15 protein-coding genes are annotated in these 16,931 nt (G+C 43.9%); 6 read left to right on the top strand and 9 right to left on the bottom strand.

Features of this window, described 5'->3' with window-relative positions; translation table 11 throughout:
• Nucleotides 1–26 precede the first annotated feature (26 nt).
• Nucleotides 27–686, top strand: a complete 660-nt coding sequence (locus HRU23_09450; GenBank protein ID NRA54355.1) for a YihA family ribosome biogenesis GTP-binding protein — start codon at nucleotides 27–29, stop codon at nucleotides 684–686.
• Between the two features lie 2 nt (nucleotides 687–688).
• A complete protein-coding gene (locus HRU23_09445; GenBank protein ID NRA54354.1) occupies nucleotides 689–1,879 on the top strand; it encodes a methyltransferase in 1,191 nt (396 codons plus the stop codon).
• A gap of 130 nt (nucleotides 1,880–2,009) precedes the next feature.
• Here the strand turns inward: HRU23_09445 and HRU23_09440 are convergent, their stop codons facing one another.
• Together HRU23_09440 and crp are read right to left on the bottom strand one after the other, a co-directional pair.
• Entirely contained in the window at nucleotides 2,010–3,812 is a 1,803-nt protein-coding gene (locus HRU23_09440; protein ID NRA54353.1) for an acyl-CoA dehydrogenase C-terminal domain-containing protein, read from the bottom strand.
• A 274-nt stretch (nucleotides 3,813–4,086) separates the two neighbouring features.
• Nucleotides 4,087–4,722, bottom strand: a complete 636-nt coding sequence (gene crp / locus HRU23_09435; protein NRA54352.1) for a cAMP-activated global transcriptional regulator CRP — start codon at nucleotides 4,720–4,722, stop codon at nucleotides 4,087–4,089.
• Between the two features lie 320 nt (nucleotides 4,723–5,042).
• Between crp and HRU23_09430 the strand changes: the two genes are divergently transcribed.
• The gene (locus tag HRU23_09430; GenBank protein ID NRA54351.1) at nucleotides 5,043–5,717 is read left to right on the top strand and encodes a ribulose-phosphate 3-epimerase; all 675 of its coding nucleotides are present in this window, start codon (nucleotides 5,043–5,045) and stop codon (nucleotides 5,715–5,717) included.
• Between the two features lie 14 nt (nucleotides 5,718–5,731).
• The gene (gene trpS / locus HRU23_09425; protein ID NRA54350.1) at nucleotides 5,732–6,736 is read left to right on the top strand and encodes a tryptophan--tRNA ligase; all 1,005 of its coding nucleotides are present in this window, start codon (nucleotides 5,732–5,734) and stop codon (nucleotides 6,734–6,736) included.
• Between the two features lie 76 nt (nucleotides 6,737–6,812).
• On the opposite strand, the gene HRU23_09420 is transcribed toward trpS, so the two are convergent.
• From HRU23_09420 to HRU23_09410, 3 genes are all read right to left on the bottom strand, one after another.
• Entirely contained in the window at nucleotides 6,813–7,424 is a 612-nt protein-coding gene (locus HRU23_09420) for a thiol:disulfide interchange protein DsbA/DsbL (protein NRA54349.1), read from the bottom strand.
• Between the two features lie 75 nt (nucleotides 7,425–7,499).
• Nucleotides 7,500–8,507: a serine/threonine protein kinase gene (locus HRU23_09415; protein ID NRA54348.1), complete on the bottom strand. Its 1,008-nt coding sequence runs from the start codon at nucleotides 8,505–8,507 to the stop codon at nucleotides 7,500–7,502.
• Entirely contained in the window at nucleotides 8,497–8,745 is a 249-nt protein-coding gene (locus tag HRU23_09410) for a DUF3630 family protein (GenBank protein NRA54347.1), read from the bottom strand. Before HRU23_09410 ends, HRU23_09415 begins: the two co-directional genes overlap by 11 nt.
• A gap of 164 nt (nucleotides 8,746–8,909) precedes the next feature.
• Here HRU23_09410 and HRU23_09405 point away from each other — a divergent pair, with 164 nt between their 5' ends.
• Together HRU23_09405 and HRU23_09400 are read left to right on the top strand one after the other, a co-directional pair.
• Nucleotides 8,910–11,669 (top strand): EAL domain-containing protein, encoded by a 2,760-nt coding sequence (locus HRU23_09405; protein ID NRA54346.1) that lies wholly within the window; start codon nucleotides 8,910–8,912, stop codon nucleotides 11,667–11,669.
• A gap of 4 nt (nucleotides 11,670–11,673) precedes the next feature.
• Nucleotides 11,674–11,961, top strand: coding sequence for a c-type cytochrome (locus tag HRU23_09400; GenBank protein NRA54345.1), 288 nt, complete (start codon nucleotides 11,674–11,676; stop codon nucleotides 11,959–11,961).
• Between the two features lie 51 nt (nucleotides 11,962–12,012).
• Here the strand turns inward: HRU23_09400 and leuD are convergent, their stop codons facing one another.
• Genes leuD through leuA form a run of 4 tightly spaced genes read right to left on the bottom strand, consistent with a single transcriptional unit; the run spans nucleotide 12,013 to nucleotide 16,739 of the window.
• The gene (gene leuD / locus HRU23_09395) at nucleotides 12,013–12,612 is read right to left on the bottom strand and encodes a 3-isopropylmalate dehydratase small subunit (GenBank protein NRA54344.1); all 600 of its coding nucleotides are present in this window, start codon (nucleotides 12,610–12,612) and stop codon (nucleotides 12,013–12,015) included.
• A 12-nt stretch (nucleotides 12,613–12,624) separates the two neighbouring features.
• Nucleotides 12,625–14,025 carry a 3-isopropylmalate dehydratase large subunit gene (gene leuC, locus HRU23_09390; GenBank protein NRA54343.1) on the bottom strand — a complete coding sequence of 467 codons (1,401 nt, stop codon included), beginning with the start codon at nucleotides 14,023–14,025 and terminating at the stop codon, nucleotides 12,625–12,627.
• Nucleotides 14,025–15,140: a 3-isopropylmalate dehydrogenase gene (gene leuB / locus HRU23_09385; GenBank protein NRA54342.1), complete on the bottom strand. Its 1,116-nt coding sequence runs from the start codon at nucleotides 15,138–15,140 to the stop codon at nucleotides 14,025–14,027. The genes leuC and leuB overlap by 1 nt, the downstream gene beginning before the upstream one ends.
• Before the next feature lie 36 nt (nucleotides 15,141–15,176).
• A complete protein-coding gene (leuA, locus tag HRU23_09380) occupies nucleotides 15,177–16,739 on the bottom strand; it encodes a 2-isopropylmalate synthase (protein ID NRA54341.1) in 1,563 nt (520 codons plus the stop codon).
• Between the last annotated feature and the right edge of the window lie 192 nt (nucleotides 16,740–16,931).

The following is a 16,931-nucleotide window of genomic DNA, read 5'->3' as shown; positions in this document are numbered from 1 at the left end:
TTGGCTGAACTTTTGGAGCAAATATAGTGTCAGATCTTAAAATCAATTTTGAAGCAGCGACTTTCCTAACCAGTGCGCCAAATATTGCGCATATGCATATGCCAGCCGATTTAGGCTATGAAATCGCTTTTGCCGGGCGTTCTAATGCCGGAAAATCGAGTGCATTAAATACTATTACTCGTCAAAACACCTTGGCGCGTACGAGTAAAACACCAGGGCGAACTCAGCTTATTAATATCTTTTCTCTTGACCCACAGCGTCGATTGATCGATTTACCAGGGTATGGTTTCGCAAAAGTACCACTGGATATGAAGCTTAAATGGCAAAAATCATTAAGTGAATATCTGCAAAGCCGTAATTGTTTACGCGGCTTAGTGATTATGATGGATATTCGTCATCCGCTTAAAGATCTTGATGTCAACATGATCCGTTGGGCTGTTGCCAGTGATTTACCTGTTTTGGGCTTGTTAACCAAGTGCGATAAGCTAAAGTCGGGCGCTCGTAAAGCTGCGGTGCTTAAAGCCCGTAAAGATTGCGTCGAGTTTGGTGGCAATATTACGATTCAAGCCTTTTCTTCGTTGAAGATTATCGGTAAAGCCGAAGCTGTTGCTGTGATGAGCCAATGGCTTCAGCCAGATGATGAGTTAGTTGATAGTTCTCTAGAATTAGAAGACAGCCCAGAATAACCATGAATTTTTCGGCCCAGTTTTCGACCATAGATCAGGTGTTAAGCCAAACTCGGCAATATTGGCAAATATTACCGTTTCAGCATCTTAGTTTACCTTGGCCGGAAAATACCCGCTTGGTCGAATTTCTCAATAGCCTTTCGTTAACAGATATCGAACAGCTCGATGGTGATGACCAGTTATTGCGCAGTACGTTTGCTGATTATCTAGAGCCGACTCTTGATTGCATTAAACCGCTCTCGATGAGCGAGGCAGTTGTCGAATCTACGGCTTGTCCTGATCGATTTAAAGCCGGGATAAAAGGGCGTAAGTGGTCTCAGATCGAACGGTTAGCTGCCTTGGTGCCTCCAAGTAACCATCAAGTACTAGAGTGGTGTGCTGGCAAGGGCCATTTGGGTCGATTGATTAGCTACCAACAACAACGAACCGTTGTCAGTGTTGAGTGGCAGGATCATTTGTGTCAACAAGGGCAGCTGCTTTCGGATAAATTTTTGGTTAATCAGACTTTTGTGCAAGCCGATGTTTTGCAACCAAGTACCGATTTGGTGACCCAGCCTAAGCAGCAGATCGTCGCGCTGCACGCTTGTGGGCAATTGCATCTTGAGCTGCTTAAGCAGGCACAACAGACTAAAACGCAGGACATTCTGCTCGCACCCTGCTGTTATCATTTAATTACTACCACTGTTTATCAGCCGTTATCGGCAGTAGTCCAAGCCAGTGATTTGGCTTTGGCTCGACGCGATTTAAACCTATCGGTACAACAAACGGTCGTGGCGACCGAGCGTGAGAAAAAACATCGTGCCATCGAAGTGGCTTGGCGGTTGGGTTTTGATTTGTTGCAGCGTTCATTGCGTGATAGTGATCAGTATATTCCCTTGCCGTCAATTAAACAGTCGATGTTAACGGCGACCTTTGAGCAATTTTGTCACTGGGCTTGTGCTAAAAAAAATATCGAGTTGCCGGCCGATACTAACTTTGACTCTTTTGAGCAGGCTGGATGGCAGCGACGATTAACTAATGGCCGGATTGAGATTGTTACTCATGCTTTTCGGCAATTGCTTGAGCGCTGGTTATTGCTCGATCGGGTGTTGTATCTAGAGCAGCACGGTTATCAGGTGTCATTAGTCAATTTTTGTCAGCGCGAGATAACGCCGCGCAATGCGGTTATTATCGCGTCATACCAACTAGAGTAAGTTTGTGCTTCTTTGGTTCGCTGGTGTTAGCGTCACTGTGGTCATAGTGCGCACTGTATCAGCAATTAGTTACTGCAATAAAAAAGGCCTCGTTTTTACGAGGCCTTTTTGATCATCTTACCAGCGATAATTAGAACGAGAAGTGTTGCTCGTCAATCGCGGCTAAGCTTTCATTGCCCGCTTTTACCATCGCTGCATGCGACAAGGTACGCGGTAAAATACGTGCGAAGTAGAAACGTGCAGTATCGATTTTAGCCTGGTAGAACTCAGGATTATCAGTGCCTTCAGCAAGCTTGCTTTGTGCAACGGCAGCCATTTTAGCCCAGAAGTAAGCGAGTGAAACATAACCAGAATACATTAGGTAATCAACTGACGCCGCGCCAACTTCGTCTTTGTCTTGCATCGCCTTCATGCCAACTTCCATCGTTAGCTCGCCCCATTCCTGGTTTAGCTTAGCTAAAGGTGCAGTAAACTGCGCCATTGCTTCGTTGTCGCTATGTGACTTGTTGAAACGATGAATTAACTTGGTGAAGTTTTTCAGTAATTCACCTTGGCTCATTAAGACCTTACGACCTAATAGGTCAAGGGCCTGAATACCAGTAGTACCTTCATAAAGCATAGAGATGCGGCTATCACGAACAATTTGCTCCATGCCCCATTCAGCAATATAACCGTGACCACCAAAGACTTGAACACCGTGGTTAGCTGCTTCAAAGCCAGTTTCTGTCATAAATGCTTTCATGATAGGGGTTAAGAATGATAATAAATCTTCGGCTGCTTTACGCTGCTCAACATCATCACTTAAGTGTGCAATATCATTTTGTTGGGTGGCAAAGTACAGCATTGCACGGTTGCCTTCAGCAAAGGCTTTCTGAGTAAGCAGCATGCGGCGAACATCTGGATGAACAATAATAGGATCAGCGACCGATTCAGGTTGCTTTGCGCCGCTTAATGAACGCATTTGCAGACGGTCTTTCGCGTACGCCAATGCGCCTTGAAATGAACTTTCTGCTGCGGTTAACCCTTGAATCGCGGTGCCAATACGTGCGGTGTTCATAAAGGTGAACATGCAGTTTAGACCACGGTTTTCAGCGCCAATTAAAAAGCCTTTAGCGTTATCGAAATTCATTACACACGTTGAGTTGCCATGAATACCCATTTTGTGTTCAAGCGAGCCACAACTAACGGCATTACGCTCGCCGACATTGCCTTGGCCGTCAATATCAAACTTAGGCACGATGAACAATGAAATGCCTTTGGTGCCAGCAGGGGCATCTGGTAGGCGGGCTAATACGATGTGAACAATATTATCACTCATATCGTGTTCGCCAGACGAAATGAAGATCTTGGTGCCAGTAATATTATAGCTGCCGTCGTTGTTTGGAATCGCTTTAGTGTGTAGTAAGCCCAAATCGGTGCCAGCATGCGGTTCGGTAAGACACATAGTGCCGGTCCACTCGCCGCTGACTAATTTTGGTAAATAAGCTTGTTTTTGTTGATCGGTACCGTGACTCGCTAGCGTATTCATGCAACCGTGGCTTAGGCCAGGGTACATGCCCCAAGACCAGTTGGCAGCACCAACCATTTCACTGATCACTGAACCTAGTGACTCAGGTAGGCCCTGACCGCCAAATTCGATATCATGAGATAGTGACGGCCAACCGCCTTCAACATATTGCTGGTAGGCTTCTTTAAAACCTGCCGGTGTGGTTACGCTGCCATCATCATGTCGAGTACAGCCTTGCTGATCACCAATTTGATTTAATGGCGATAATACCTCTTCAGAAAACTTGGCTGCTTCAGTCAAAATAGCATTGACCAGATCTGGAGTTGCTTCCTCACACCCTGGCAGGTTGGCATAATGTTGCTCGAAATCGAGAACATCATTCATTACAAATTCGATATCTTTTAGCGGAGCTTTGTATTCTGGCATGGTAACCTCAATCTGTTATTTGATAATGGCGAATATGAGCTTTATATTTATTGTTCAAAACGCTCGTTTGAAATTCGTGTTATCTCGATGTTAACAACAGAAATTAGTTTAGTATAGAGTTTTTACTCGTTAAAAATAAAAAGTTGTGGGTTTTTTGAACTGCGAGTATTTAAAGTTGAATGTTTTCAACTTGTTGCGCTGGCTTGTCTGGTCGGATGTGATTGCAGGTGTAAAAATATTTAGCCGATAAGTTATATCGGCTAAACAGTGGTTGTTATCTGGTACCAAACACCACAATGGTTTTGCCATGAGCTGAAATTAGCCCTTGCTCTTCCAATAGTTTAAGTACCCGACCGACAGTTTCTCTTGAACAACTGACGATTTGGCCGATTTCTTGGCGCGTTATTTTGATCTGCATGCCGTCAGGATGCGTCATTGCATCGGGCTGCTTACACAAATTAAGTAACGTTTGGGCAATTCGGCCTGTGACATCAAGAAAAGCAAGATCACTGACTTTTTCACTGGTACTTTGCAGTCGACCGGCAATTTGCTTTGATAAGCGCATTAATATTTCAGGATTAACCTGAATAAGTTGCTTAAATCGAGTGAAAGACACTTCAGCGATAACACAGGCACTGCGAGTTTTTACCCACGCTGTACGCTCTGGTTCGTCTTCAAACAAAGCCATCTCACCCAAAAAGTCACCTTTTGACAGATAAGATAAAATCATTTCTTTACCTTGATCGTCTTTGATTAATACGGCGACTGAGCCCTCGACGATGTAATACAAGGTATCTGCAGCGTCACCGCGATGAATCAAGGTACTCTTTTTCGGATACTTATGCAGGTGACATTGCGAAAGAAACCAGTCTATCACTGGATCCTGTTGCGGTTTTTTTATTAAAGACATAGATCCTCGTCAAGGTAAAGGGAACACCATAAAATAATAGTCGATAAAGCCAATTATATCTATTAGTTGGATAGCTAATAGTTAGTAACAGCGGTTAGCGACGCGACCTGACATTATATCTAGTTATGTGAGCTTGGTATAGTTTTTAACTAAAAATTGGTGTGACCACTCACGTTTATTGCATCAGGTGCACATCGTTTAAGCGATAGTTTGGTTGCAGTTGTCTAAACACGAGTCATCGCGCCATCACTCGCACAAAAACTAGCCCAGCATCGTACCATACTGTAGAATTGGCTCTTTTAACGCTATCTGGAATTGCAATGACCGATTTTTTAATTGCGCCGTCTATTTTGTCTGCTGATTTTGCTCGGCTTGGTGAAGATGTTGATAAAGTATTAGCCGCAGGAGCCGATGTCGTTCATTTCGATGTCATGGACAACCACTATGTACCAAATTTAACGTTTGGCCCCGGTGTCTGCAAGGCATTGCGCGATTACGGCATTACTGCACCGATTGATGTGCATTTGATGGTATCGCCTGTCGATGCACTGGTCCCTGAATTTGCCAAAGCTGGTGCGTCAATTATTACATTTCATCCTGAAGCGACTCAGCATTTAGACCGGACTTTGCAGCTGATTAAAGAACAAGGCTGTCAGGCTGGAGTGGTACTAAATCCTGGCACACCATTGAGTTGTCTTGAGTTTATTATGGACAGGTTAGATGTCATTTTATTGATGTCGGTTAACCCAGGCTACGGTGGTCAAAGTTTTATTCCATCAACCTTAGACAAGTTGCGTCAGGTTCGAAAGTTAATTGATCAAAGTGGTCGTGATATTAGGTTACAAGTCGATGGCGGCGTTAAAGTTAATAATATTGCTGAAATAGCCGCTGCCGGGGCCGATATGTTTGTCGCTGGCTCGGCTATTTTTAACCAACCAGATTATAAAGTCGTTGTTGATCAAATGCGCCAGCAGCTCGCTGGTATAAAAAAGTAGAGAGATAAAAAACTATGTCAAAACCTGTTGTTTTAAGTGGCATTCAGCCATCTGGTGGTTTAACTATTGGTAACTATATTGGTGCAATTAACCAGTGGCTAGTGATGCAGGAAAAAAATGACTGCTTTTTTATGCTGGCTGATTTGCACGCAATTACGGTTCGTCAAGATCCAAAACTAATGCGAGAGCGCGTGTTCGACTGTCTAGCGATGTATATTGCTTGTGGTTTAGATCCAAAGCAAAGCACTATTTTTGTTCAGTCACAGGTACCAGAACATGCACAGTTAGGCTGGGTTTTAAACTGTTATGCTCAAATGGGTGAGCTAAATCGGATGACCCAATTTAAAGATAAGTCACAACGTCATGCGTCCAATATTAATGTTGGTTTGTACGGCTATCCGGTATTGCAGGCCGCTGACATTCTGCTTTATCAAGCAGATCAAGTGCCGGTCGGTGAAGATCAGAAGCAACATATTGAGCTAACGCGTGACATAGCCACGCGTTTTAATAACTTATATGGCGATGTCTTTAAGGTGCCAGAACCTTACATTCCACAAGTTGGTGCTCGTGTGATGAGCTTGCAAGAGCCGACCAAAAAAATGTCAAAATCAGATGAAAATCCGAATAATTACATTATGCTGCTTGATGATCCGAAGCTAATTAGTAAAAAGTTAAAGCGGGCAGTGACCGATTCTGATGAGCAATCACGGATTTATTTTGATACGGCTGAAAAACCAGGCGTTTCAAATTTACTGACTTTACTCTCTTGTGCGACCGGTCGCAGTGTTGAGTCGTTAGTGCCAGATTATGAAGACAAGATGTATGGTCATTTAAAGAAAGATACCGCTGATGCCGTATTGTCATTTATTGAACCTGTACAACAACGTTATTATCAATTGCGTCAAGACGAAACAGCGCTATTAGCTATTATGAAAGACTCCGCTGAGCGTGCGTCTGAACGTGCTGCGATAACACTCGCTAAAGCCTATGAGGCAATTGGGTTTATTTCGCATAAGTAACCTGAGTACCGGATAAGCGAATTTTCCCAATAAAAAAGGCCGCAATTGCGGCCTTTTTTGTGGGTTTTTTCTGGTATTAGTCTTGTTTGTTGGCCAAGAAGAACACTAACTCTTCAAATTGTTGATTACTTTTTAAAGATCGCGTGATCACTTTGTATTTGTCGTTAATCACAAAAGTAGGAACTCCGCTAACCCCAAACTTTTTGGTGTTACGTTGCATTTTTGAAACGTGAGTTTTAACCATAAAGCTCGCAGCTGCCTTATCAAACTGGTCAGCGTCGACTCCGTTAGCAACAAATAGCGCTTTGTAATCACTTAAGTTTGGAAATGTTTTATGTTGTTGGTGAATCGCATTAAATAGCGCAGGCGTTAACTTTTCATCTACTTTGAGTAAATCGATAATCGCATAAATATGGGTTAATTCAGCGCCAACCGTAGCTCCGCCAACGAAATCGACGTGGTTTTTCTTGAATGTAATATTGTCAGGTTTGTTTTCTAACATTGAATCGACTAGTGGTTCAAAGCGATAACAGGCTGGGCATTTAAACGAAAAATATTCAACGATTGTAGGTGTTTTCGAGGCTGTCGTTTGAGCTAATACCTCGTAATGGGTTCCTTCGACAAACTGGGCTGCTAAAGCCAGCGGGCTTAACAGTAGAGCACAAAGTAAGACACTAATTTTCTTCATTGTTGCGATTCCTTAATAAAAGTGTAGTAAGCGTATCATAAAGTTTATGGTGACCGTTGATCCAAGCGGTCAACTTTAATAATGAGTCGGTAAGCACAAGGCTGGTTGCTGTAAGGCGTAAATTTGCTCTTTAAGCGCCAATACTTGTTCTTCCCAATATCTGTCTGTATTGAACCACGGAAAGTTCCGCGGAAATGCAGGATCTTGCCAACGTTTTGCTAACCAATTCATGTAATTGACCATGCGCAGCGCTCGTAGTGGCTCGATCAGGCGTAACTGTGCCGGATCGAAGTCGTTAAATTCTTGATAACCCTCAAGTAGAATATCAAGTTGCAACAATTGATGTGATCGCTCGCCGTTGAGCATCATCCACAAATCTTGAATTGCCGGGCCATTAACACTGTCGTCTAAATCAACAAAATGCGGACCGCTATCTGTCCATAAAATATTGCCAGGATGACAATCTCCATGAATCCTGATAGTTGGCAGTGCGTCAAAGTCACCAAATTGCTCGGAGGCTAAATCGATTAGTTGGCCCAGATCTTTATTGAAGTTATGCCGTAGGTAGCTGGGAATGCCGTCGTAATTATTTAATAACTGCTGCGGTTGATAAAGGTAATTGTCGAGATTAAAAGCGGTGCGATGTTTAAATGTGTTGGTTGAGCCAACACTATGAATTCGGCCAATAAAGCGGCCAACCCATTCGAGATGATCTAAGTTATCGACTTCAAACTGACGACCGCCCTGACAAGGAAACAAGGTAAAGTAGAAGCCACTATATAGGTGTAAGCTCTCACCGTTAATTAAACTTGGTGCGACCACGGGTATTTCTTGCGCGGCTAATTCAAGCGTAAACTGATGTTCTTCAATTATCTGTGGTGCTTGCCAACGGCCAGGACGATAAAACTTCACCACATATTTGATATTATCTTCGGCGGTAAATTGATAAACGCGATTCTCGTAGCTGTTTAAAGCCAGCAAGCCAGACGTTGGATAAATACCGGTTGATTCGATCGCATATAAAATTAAATCTGGGGTCAACAAGGCGTAATCTTCGTTACGTTGGTGAATGTTAGTGTCCATGGAAATCCCTTAGTAAGGTCGCGATAAAATCTAATACTTCTTGTTCTTGGCGCTGTTCTAATTCGAGCCAGCAACTCTCGCTGGTATCTTCGTAAAACAAGCCCAGTTTAGTACCCTCAAAGTCAATACGCCAATGACACAGATCGGCCCCTACCTCACGCGAAAGCACGGTAGCGCCTAACTGTTCAACTATTATTTGAGCTTGAATTGCAAAGTTATCCCATGATGTTTTTATCATCAGAGCAAGATATCCTTGTTGCCTGAACTCAGTGGCTGCTGTAGAGTTTATTTTATCGGGTAAATCTTTGTCGCTCATAATTTTATTTGGTCGCAAAAACAGGATGGAGCCTAGTGGAATGGACAAATTATACATCAGCGTCGCAGTAGGGGGTACAAAAATAGATGGACAGTAAATTGTTTGACTTCCCAGGGATGAACGTCAGTGAGCCGGACGAATTGTTGGTGCAGTTTTTCAGACTGCATCAAGTCACAATTGATCAACAAGGCATTGTGGTGCAAGCCTCTGATGAATTTATCTTGCGCAGTGGATACTCTGGCACTAAGTTGATCGGAAAGCCGTTCTCAATGCTATTGCCTGCTGACGAGCCAAATTTTCTCAAACAAGTCCGTGGTCATTCAATTCCTAAGGCATACCAGCAAACGCTATTATGCGCCGATCAGTCGGTTCGATCTGTAAATTTGACGCTTGCTACTTTGACGATGTCATCAGAGCAATTTATGGTAGTGACTCACTGCGACTGGAGCGTCAATAAAATAGAGAGCCAGCTAACTTTGTTTAAAAAATCGAGTTTTGGCGAGTTTCTGATCACCCCCGAAAGTTTCACTATTGTCGCAGCCAATGACTGCGCGCAAATCTTGTGCGGTTTAAGTCAGCAAGTTTTAAGCTCGCAGACGTTTTCAGACATTATTAATGTTGCTGATTGGCAGTTGTCGACCGAGCTTACTAAGTTATTAAATGATCGCGATCGCTCATGTAATCTTAGCGTAGTAACTGCAAGCGGAGAGTTACAGTTAGTAAAACTAACCGCTCATCGGGTCGAATTTGCTGGCGAACCCTTTATTCATATCCAAACGATTGAAATTTCCGCTCACCAAGTGCATTTGCAAAAAGTACAACAAGCGACCGATCTAACTGATTCGTTGTTTGATTTATTACCAACGGCTTCCTTGCTGATGGATAATCTCGGTAATATTGCCAAAATAAATCAAGCGATGACTAGCCTGTTGGGTCGTTCTCGTGACGACTTACAGGGTTTGCATGTCCGTTCTGTATTGCCGCCAGTGTTATTAGCCCAAATATCCCCAATGGAGGCGTCGACCTGCCGGATTCAGGTCGAGCTTAATCAACAAGTACTAGACGTTGAATTTCATCAACAACCAATGCGTGACCGTTTTAGTGCTAGTCAGGGCTTGTTATTAACGATAGCGACCAAAAAAGCCGCACAATTACCAGTACGGATAAAGGCTTTAGAGACCGTTAATGAGATGGCGTTGTTGGCTATTTTTACCCTCAATCCGCAAGGAGAGTTTATTTATATAAATGAGGCGTTTGAGCAGCAGTCACGTTACAAATCAGCCCAGTTAATCGGTCGTCATATTTCATTGCTAAACGGTTCTGTGAAAGACCCATTTATTTTTAATAACATGTTGGATTCCCTACAAATAAAAAACAGTTGGCGCGGTAATTTAAAATTCACCTATCCCTATGGTAGTTATTATTGGGCCGATATTTCGATAAAACCTGTTTATGATAAACATGGCGAAATTGAGAACTTTGTCGGGGTATCAGTCGACACAACTCGCCAGAAGGAGCTGCAACAGACCGGGGTTTTTCTCGCCAATTATGATCTAGCGACCGGACTGGCCAATGATATTTTAGCCAAAGATCGGCTTGAAGGCATGTTAGCACGCGCTAGAAGACGCAAGCTCACTGTCGCGGTTATTTATCTCGATATCACTGAAATTGAGTCACTGGCTTTTGAGGTAGGCACGGTTAAAAGCAGTGAGCTATTATCCGCTTATTGCACGATGTTACGAAGTGCGTTACGCAGTGAAGACGCTTTGGCGCGGATGTCACAAACCCGTTTGGCGATATTATTACCCGATCTGCCTAATACCTCAGCGCTCGAAGTGGTGGCGGCAAAAATAGATAAGGTAAACCAGAAAAACATTGTGGTTGCTCAAGATAGCTTTGATATTGATATTCGCTTAGGTATTGCTTACTACCCAGAGCAGGGCAGTGATGCTGATTCATTGTTCTTGAACGCCGAGTCGTCTCTGCAAAAAGCCTGGTATGCTAATGAAAGAATTGGATGTTTTGGTGAGCAGCAAAACGAACAGGCGGTTAAACATTTTAATTTACGCCGAGATATTGTTAAAGCACTTACCTGTGGCAAACTAAAAACGCTATATCAACCGATTTTAGATTTGGCCAGTAATAAGGTGACCGAATTTGAGGTGATGGTTTGCTGGCGGCACCCAAAGCATGGCCTGATCGAAGGAGAAGATATCTACGCCGTGGCTGAAGCCAGTGGCATTATGTCTGACTTGGGTTTATGGTTGTTTGAGCAAGCCTGCATCGATCTTAAGCACTGGCAGACCAAGGGTTATAGCGATATCTCGGTCGCCATTAATTTATCCCATGGTCAATTGAGAAATCGTCATATTGCGCAGTCGTTTGCTAAAATTTTAGAGCGGCACGGCATCGCTGCCGAGCAAGTGTCGGTTGAGTTACCATTAAGTTACATGGCGACTCAATGGCTTGATCTCGAAGATATTTTGCAGGAGCTGACCTTGATGGGTTTAACCTTGCAATATGATAAATTTGGCGAGCGTGGTGCGTATATTTCAGACTTAAGCAGCTTTCCATTCTCAGGGCTTAAGCTATCGGCCAGTTATGTTTCACAATTAGAGGATAATCAAACAACGGCAAATTTGATTCAAGGCATTATCCGAATGGCCCAGGCATTGGATATGACGGTGACCGCGGTTGGGGTCGATTCATTATCAGAGTTTGTGCAGTTACAAAATATGGGTTGTCATTATATTCAAGGCGACTTTACCTGTCGCTTTGCCTCGCGTGAGGAAATGGATGTATTTTTACATCAACAAGGTGATTACCCATTGCTATCTTGGGAGTAGAACAATGAAGGTATGGTGGTTAATTTTGTTGCTTAGTAGCAGTGTTATGGCGGGTGCTGATATTGAGGCGGGCAAGCACAAGGCGTTAATTTGTCAAAATTGTCACGGTGAGCAAGGGATCTCTCAAATTGATTTATACCCTAACTTGGCGGGGCAAAAGCAATTATATTTAAAGTTACAATTGCTTAATTTTAAGAGTGGTCAGCGGCCCTCGGCAGTAATGGCGCCAATGGCTAGTGCATTATCAAACCAAGACATTGACAACCTAGCGGCATATTATGCCAGTTTATAATAGCGGCTGAAAAACAGCAGCGGTAGTTTACCCCGCTGCTGACATTTTATCCTAACGTCGCCAAGCCGGGATTGATTGCTCGTAATCTTCAATTTGAGCGAGGTGTTGCAAAGTCCAACCAATTGAATCGAGTCCATTAATCAAGCATTCACGTTGAAATTGATCAATCGTAAAATCAAAACTAGTGCCATCAGGAGCCGTTACGGTTAGTTGTTCTAAATCAACGGTAATTTGAGCGCCTTCGGTCGTTTGTGCAAATAACTGATCAACCTCAGACTCGGTCAATCGCACCGGAATTAATCCATTATTGATCGCGTTACCATAGAAGATATCAGCAAAACTTGGGGCGATAATTACCTTAAATCCAAAGTCGGCTAGCGCCCATGGCGCATGTTCGCGACTTGAGCCACAGCCAAAATTCTCACGCACTAATAAAATGCTACCACCTTTAAATTTCGGCTTGTTCAGATTGAACTCAGGATTAGCTTGCTCGCCAGCCTCATCAAGGTAACGCCAGTCATGAAATAGGTTAACGCCAAAACCATCGCGGGTTATTCTAGACAAAAACTGTTTAGCGATGATTTGGTCAGTATCTATATTCGCGACATCTAACGGGACGGTTAATCCCTGGTGTTTAGTAAATTTATTCATTTTTAGCTGATCCTAATTGAAGCTGCGAATATCAACAAAGTGCCCGGCGCATGCTGCGGCAGCGGCCATGGCTGGGCTAACCAAGTGCGTTCGACTTAAGCGACCTTGACGTCCCTCGAAGTTACGGTTGCTGGTCGAAGCACAGCGCTCGTAAGGCTCTAAACGATCATCGTTCATTGCTAAACACATTGAACAGCCCGGTAAGCGCCATTCAAAACCGGCGTCGAGAAATATTTTATCTAGGCCTTCTCGTTCAGCTTGCGCTTTCACTAAACCGGACCCTGGCACCACAATAGCACTAACCGATGGCGCAACATGCTTGCCCTCGATCACGGCTGCGGCGGCACGTAAATCTTCAATTCGACTATTGGTGCATGAGCCGATAAAGACTTTATCAATACTAACATCTGTTAATCGTTGGCCGGCTGATAATGCCATATAATCAAGCGCGCTTTGGGCAGATTCAGCGTCAACCGATTCAGCATAATCTTGCGGTGATGGTACTAATTGGTCGATTGCGATAACTTGGCCTGGGTTAGTGCCCCAAGTAAGTTGTGGCGCAATGTCGGCACCATTAAGTTGAACAACGGCATCAAATACTGCATCGTCATCAGTTTTTAGGGTTTTCCAGTACGCGACAGCAGCCAACCAGTCGTCACCTTTAGGCGCATAAGGGCGACCCTCAAGATAATCAAAGGTAATTTGATCTGGGGCAATCATGCCGGCTTTTGCGCCACATTCGATGCTCATGTTGCAAATGGTCATGCGTGCTTCCATTGACAACTTTTCGATTGCTTCACCGCAATACTCTAAAATATAACCAGTGCCGCCAGCGGCGCCGATTTTACCGATAATAGCTAACACGATATCTTTGGAGCTGATGCCGAGACCAACTTCGCCAATAATTTCGATTTTCATCGATTTAGCTTTTTGCTGTTTTAGGGTTTGGGTCGCCATCACGTGTTCGACTTCTGAGGTGCCAATACCAAAAGCTAACGCCCCAAACGCGCCATGTGTTGCGGTATGTGAATCACCACAAACAATAGTTGTGCCCGGCAAAGTCATGCCTTGTTCTGGGCCCATAACATGCACGATACCTTGATTAATATTGTTGATGTCATACAGTTGAACCCCGAAATCATCACAATTATCCGTTAAAGTGGTGATTTGGATCCGCGCTTGTTCACTGCAGGCGTCAAGTGAGCGCGATTTGGTCGAGGTATTGTGATCCATAGTCGCAAATGTTTTTTCGACATGACGTAATGGGCGATCTGCGCTTTTTAAGCCAGAAAATGCTTGTGGCGAGGTTACTTCATGGACCAAATGACGATCGATATAAATTAACGGAGTTTCACTCGGTTCGTCACGTACAATATGATCAAGCCAAATTTTGTCGTAAAGAGTTTTAGCCATTAGTGCTGCTCCGTTGGTGAGTCTTGGTCTAAGATCGCTTGCGCGATAAAGTCACCCATTTCGCTAGTGCTTTTAGCATCGCTCGGGTTTTTCGCTAACTCACGGGTTAGGTAACCATTTTCTAGGGCGTGAATAATCGCGCTTTCAATCGCTTGTGCCGCATCGTCTAATTTAAGACTAAAACGTAATAACATCGCTGCAGACAGAATTTGCGCAATCGGGTTAGCAATGCCTTGGCCGGCGATATCAGGTGCTGAGCCGCCTGCGGGTTCAAACATTCCGAAACCTTCAGCATTAAGGCTAGCAGAAGGTAACAAGCCCATTGAACCAGTAATCATCGCGCACTCGTCCGATAATATGTCACCCATTAAGTTGGAACATAATAAAACGTCAAATTGCGACGGATCGCGGATCATTTGCATCGCAGCATTATCGATATAAATATGCTCTAACTCGATTTCTGGATATTCAGTGGCGATTTCTTCAACCACTTCACGCCATAATACCGAACAAGCTAATACGTTGGCCTTATCAACCGAAGTCACCTTGCCGCGACGTTCTTTAGCTGACTCAAACGCGATCCGGGCAATTCGAACAATTTCTTTGCGGCTATAACGCATGGTATCAAATGCAGCAACATTTTCGCCTTCACCTTCGCGGCCTTTAGGCTTGCCAAAATAGATGCCGCCGGTTAATTCACGCACACATAAAATGTCAAAACCACGGGCTGAGATATCGGCTCTTAGTGGTGATAGCTCGGCCAACTGCGGGTAAATACGCGCTGGGCGTAAGTTGCAAAACAATTCAAAATGACCACGCAGCGGTAATAAAGCGCCACGCTCAGGTTGATCGTCTGGCGCTAGGTTAGCCCATTTCGGGCCGCCAACCGAACCAAACAAAATAGCATCAGCCGCTTCACAACCGGCAAGAGTATGCGGTGGTAATGGCTGGCCGAAGTTATCGATTGCGTAACCGCCAACAGGTAGCTCGTTATAGTTAAGAGTAAAATTGAATTTTTGTTGCACTGCAGCCAATACTTTAATGGCTTCAGCCATCACTTCTGGGCCAATGCCATCACCAGCTAATACTGCGATATTGTAGTTTGAATTGCTCATCATCTTCCTACTGTAAAATGCTATAAATATAAGTTATTAAACGCCAGCTATCTTTTGCTGCTGTATTTGTTGTTTTTTGTCGGCCACTAAGTCGGCTCGGTGAACCAAGTTTAATACGTGCAATAAGGCGCGCACCGATGCGTGTACTACATCAGTTGCTAATCCCATACCATGGAAACTTTGGCCATTGTATTTGGCGACGATATCAACCTGACCCAAGGCATTTTCGCCTTCTCCTTTTGATTCCAAAGAGTAATCAATAATGTCGATATTCAGGTTAGTAATTTGATTAATCGCCTTGTATGCCGCCTCAACTGGACCATTGCCAGTGGCAGCTTCTACCACATCTTTGCCATCAATGATTAATTTGACGCTAGCGGTCGCCAACATGCCTGAGCCAGAATGAGCACTCAGGTAACCTAGCTCGTAATGATCATTTTCGTCTTTTTGTTGATTAAAGAACAACAATGCTTCTAAGTCATAATCAAAGACTTGACCTTTTTTATCGGCCAATTTAACAAACGAATCATATAAATCGTCAAGGTTGAAATCAGCTTCTTGATAACCTAACTGACCCATGCGGTGTTTAATGACATGACGCCCTGATCTCGAGGTCATGTTCAATGATTTTTCAGGTTGGCCAATCGAAGCCGGAGTCATGATTTCGTAAGTGTTTTTTGCCTTCAACATACCATCTTGATGGATCCCAGATGAATGTGAAAACGCGTTGCCACCGACAATCGCTTTGTTTGGTTGTACCACCATGTTGCACAATTGGCTCACTAACTGCGAGGTGCGGTAAATCTCTTGGGTCTTTATGTTGGTGTTTACCCCTAAAATATCTTGGCGTAAGCTTAAAATCATTGCGACTTCTTCTAGCGAGCAATTGCCTGCACGCTCACCAATACCGTTTATTGTACATTCGATTTGACGCGCGCCCATTTCAACGGCGGTAATAGAGTTAGCGACCGACATGCCTAAGTCATCGTGACAGTGCACCGAAATAATCGCTTTATCGATGTTTGGTACACGGTTGAATAAGGTTTGAATAATGCCGCCAAATTCACTTGGGATGGTATAACCGACCGTATCTGGAATATTGATGGTGGTGGCACCTGCGTTGATCGCCGCCTCAACCATTCGACATAAATTGTCGATCGGGGTTCGCCCAGCGTCTTCACATGAAAATTCGACGTCATCGGTATAATTTCTCGCGTGTTTTACCGCGCCAACCGCCATCTCTAATACATCGTCAAAGCTACGTTTTAGTTTGCTTTCGACATGAATGGTCGAGGTTGAAATAAAGGTATGAATGCGAAAGCGCTCAGCCACTTTTAACGCTTGGGCACACGCGTCGATATCGGCTTTAACTGCACGAGACAAACCGGCACAAATACTATTTTTTACCGTTCTGGCAATGGTTTGAACGGACTCGAAATCACCGGGAGAAGAAACAGGAAAACCAACTTCCATTACATCAACACCTAAACGTTCGAGCGCGAGGGCAATTTGCAATTTTTCTTTTACGGTTAAACTTGCAGCCAAGGCTTGTTCGCCATCGCGTAAGGTAGTATCAAAGATAATGACCTGATCCGACATTGTCGTGTTCCTTCTCGTTATAGATGTTTACGTAAAATTAGATGACCAAATACAGAAAAACCCGCAGCTGGTGCGGGTTTTTTGTATTCTGAGAATTAACTACAGCTCTACAAACCCGCACCAAATAATGGCAAGAGCAGTAAAGATTTTAGAATGCTGTAGTTTAAGGTCATGAAGCGTAATTCTCGTAAT

The organism is Gammaproteobacteria bacterium (genome assembly GCA_013214945.1).
Classification (GTDB): Bacteria; Pseudomonadota; Gammaproteobacteria; order Enterobacterales; family Psychrobiaceae; genus Psychrobium.
The sequence above is the reverse complement of the archived record's forward strand: the minus strand, read 5'-3'. Positions and strand labels throughout refer to the sequence as shown.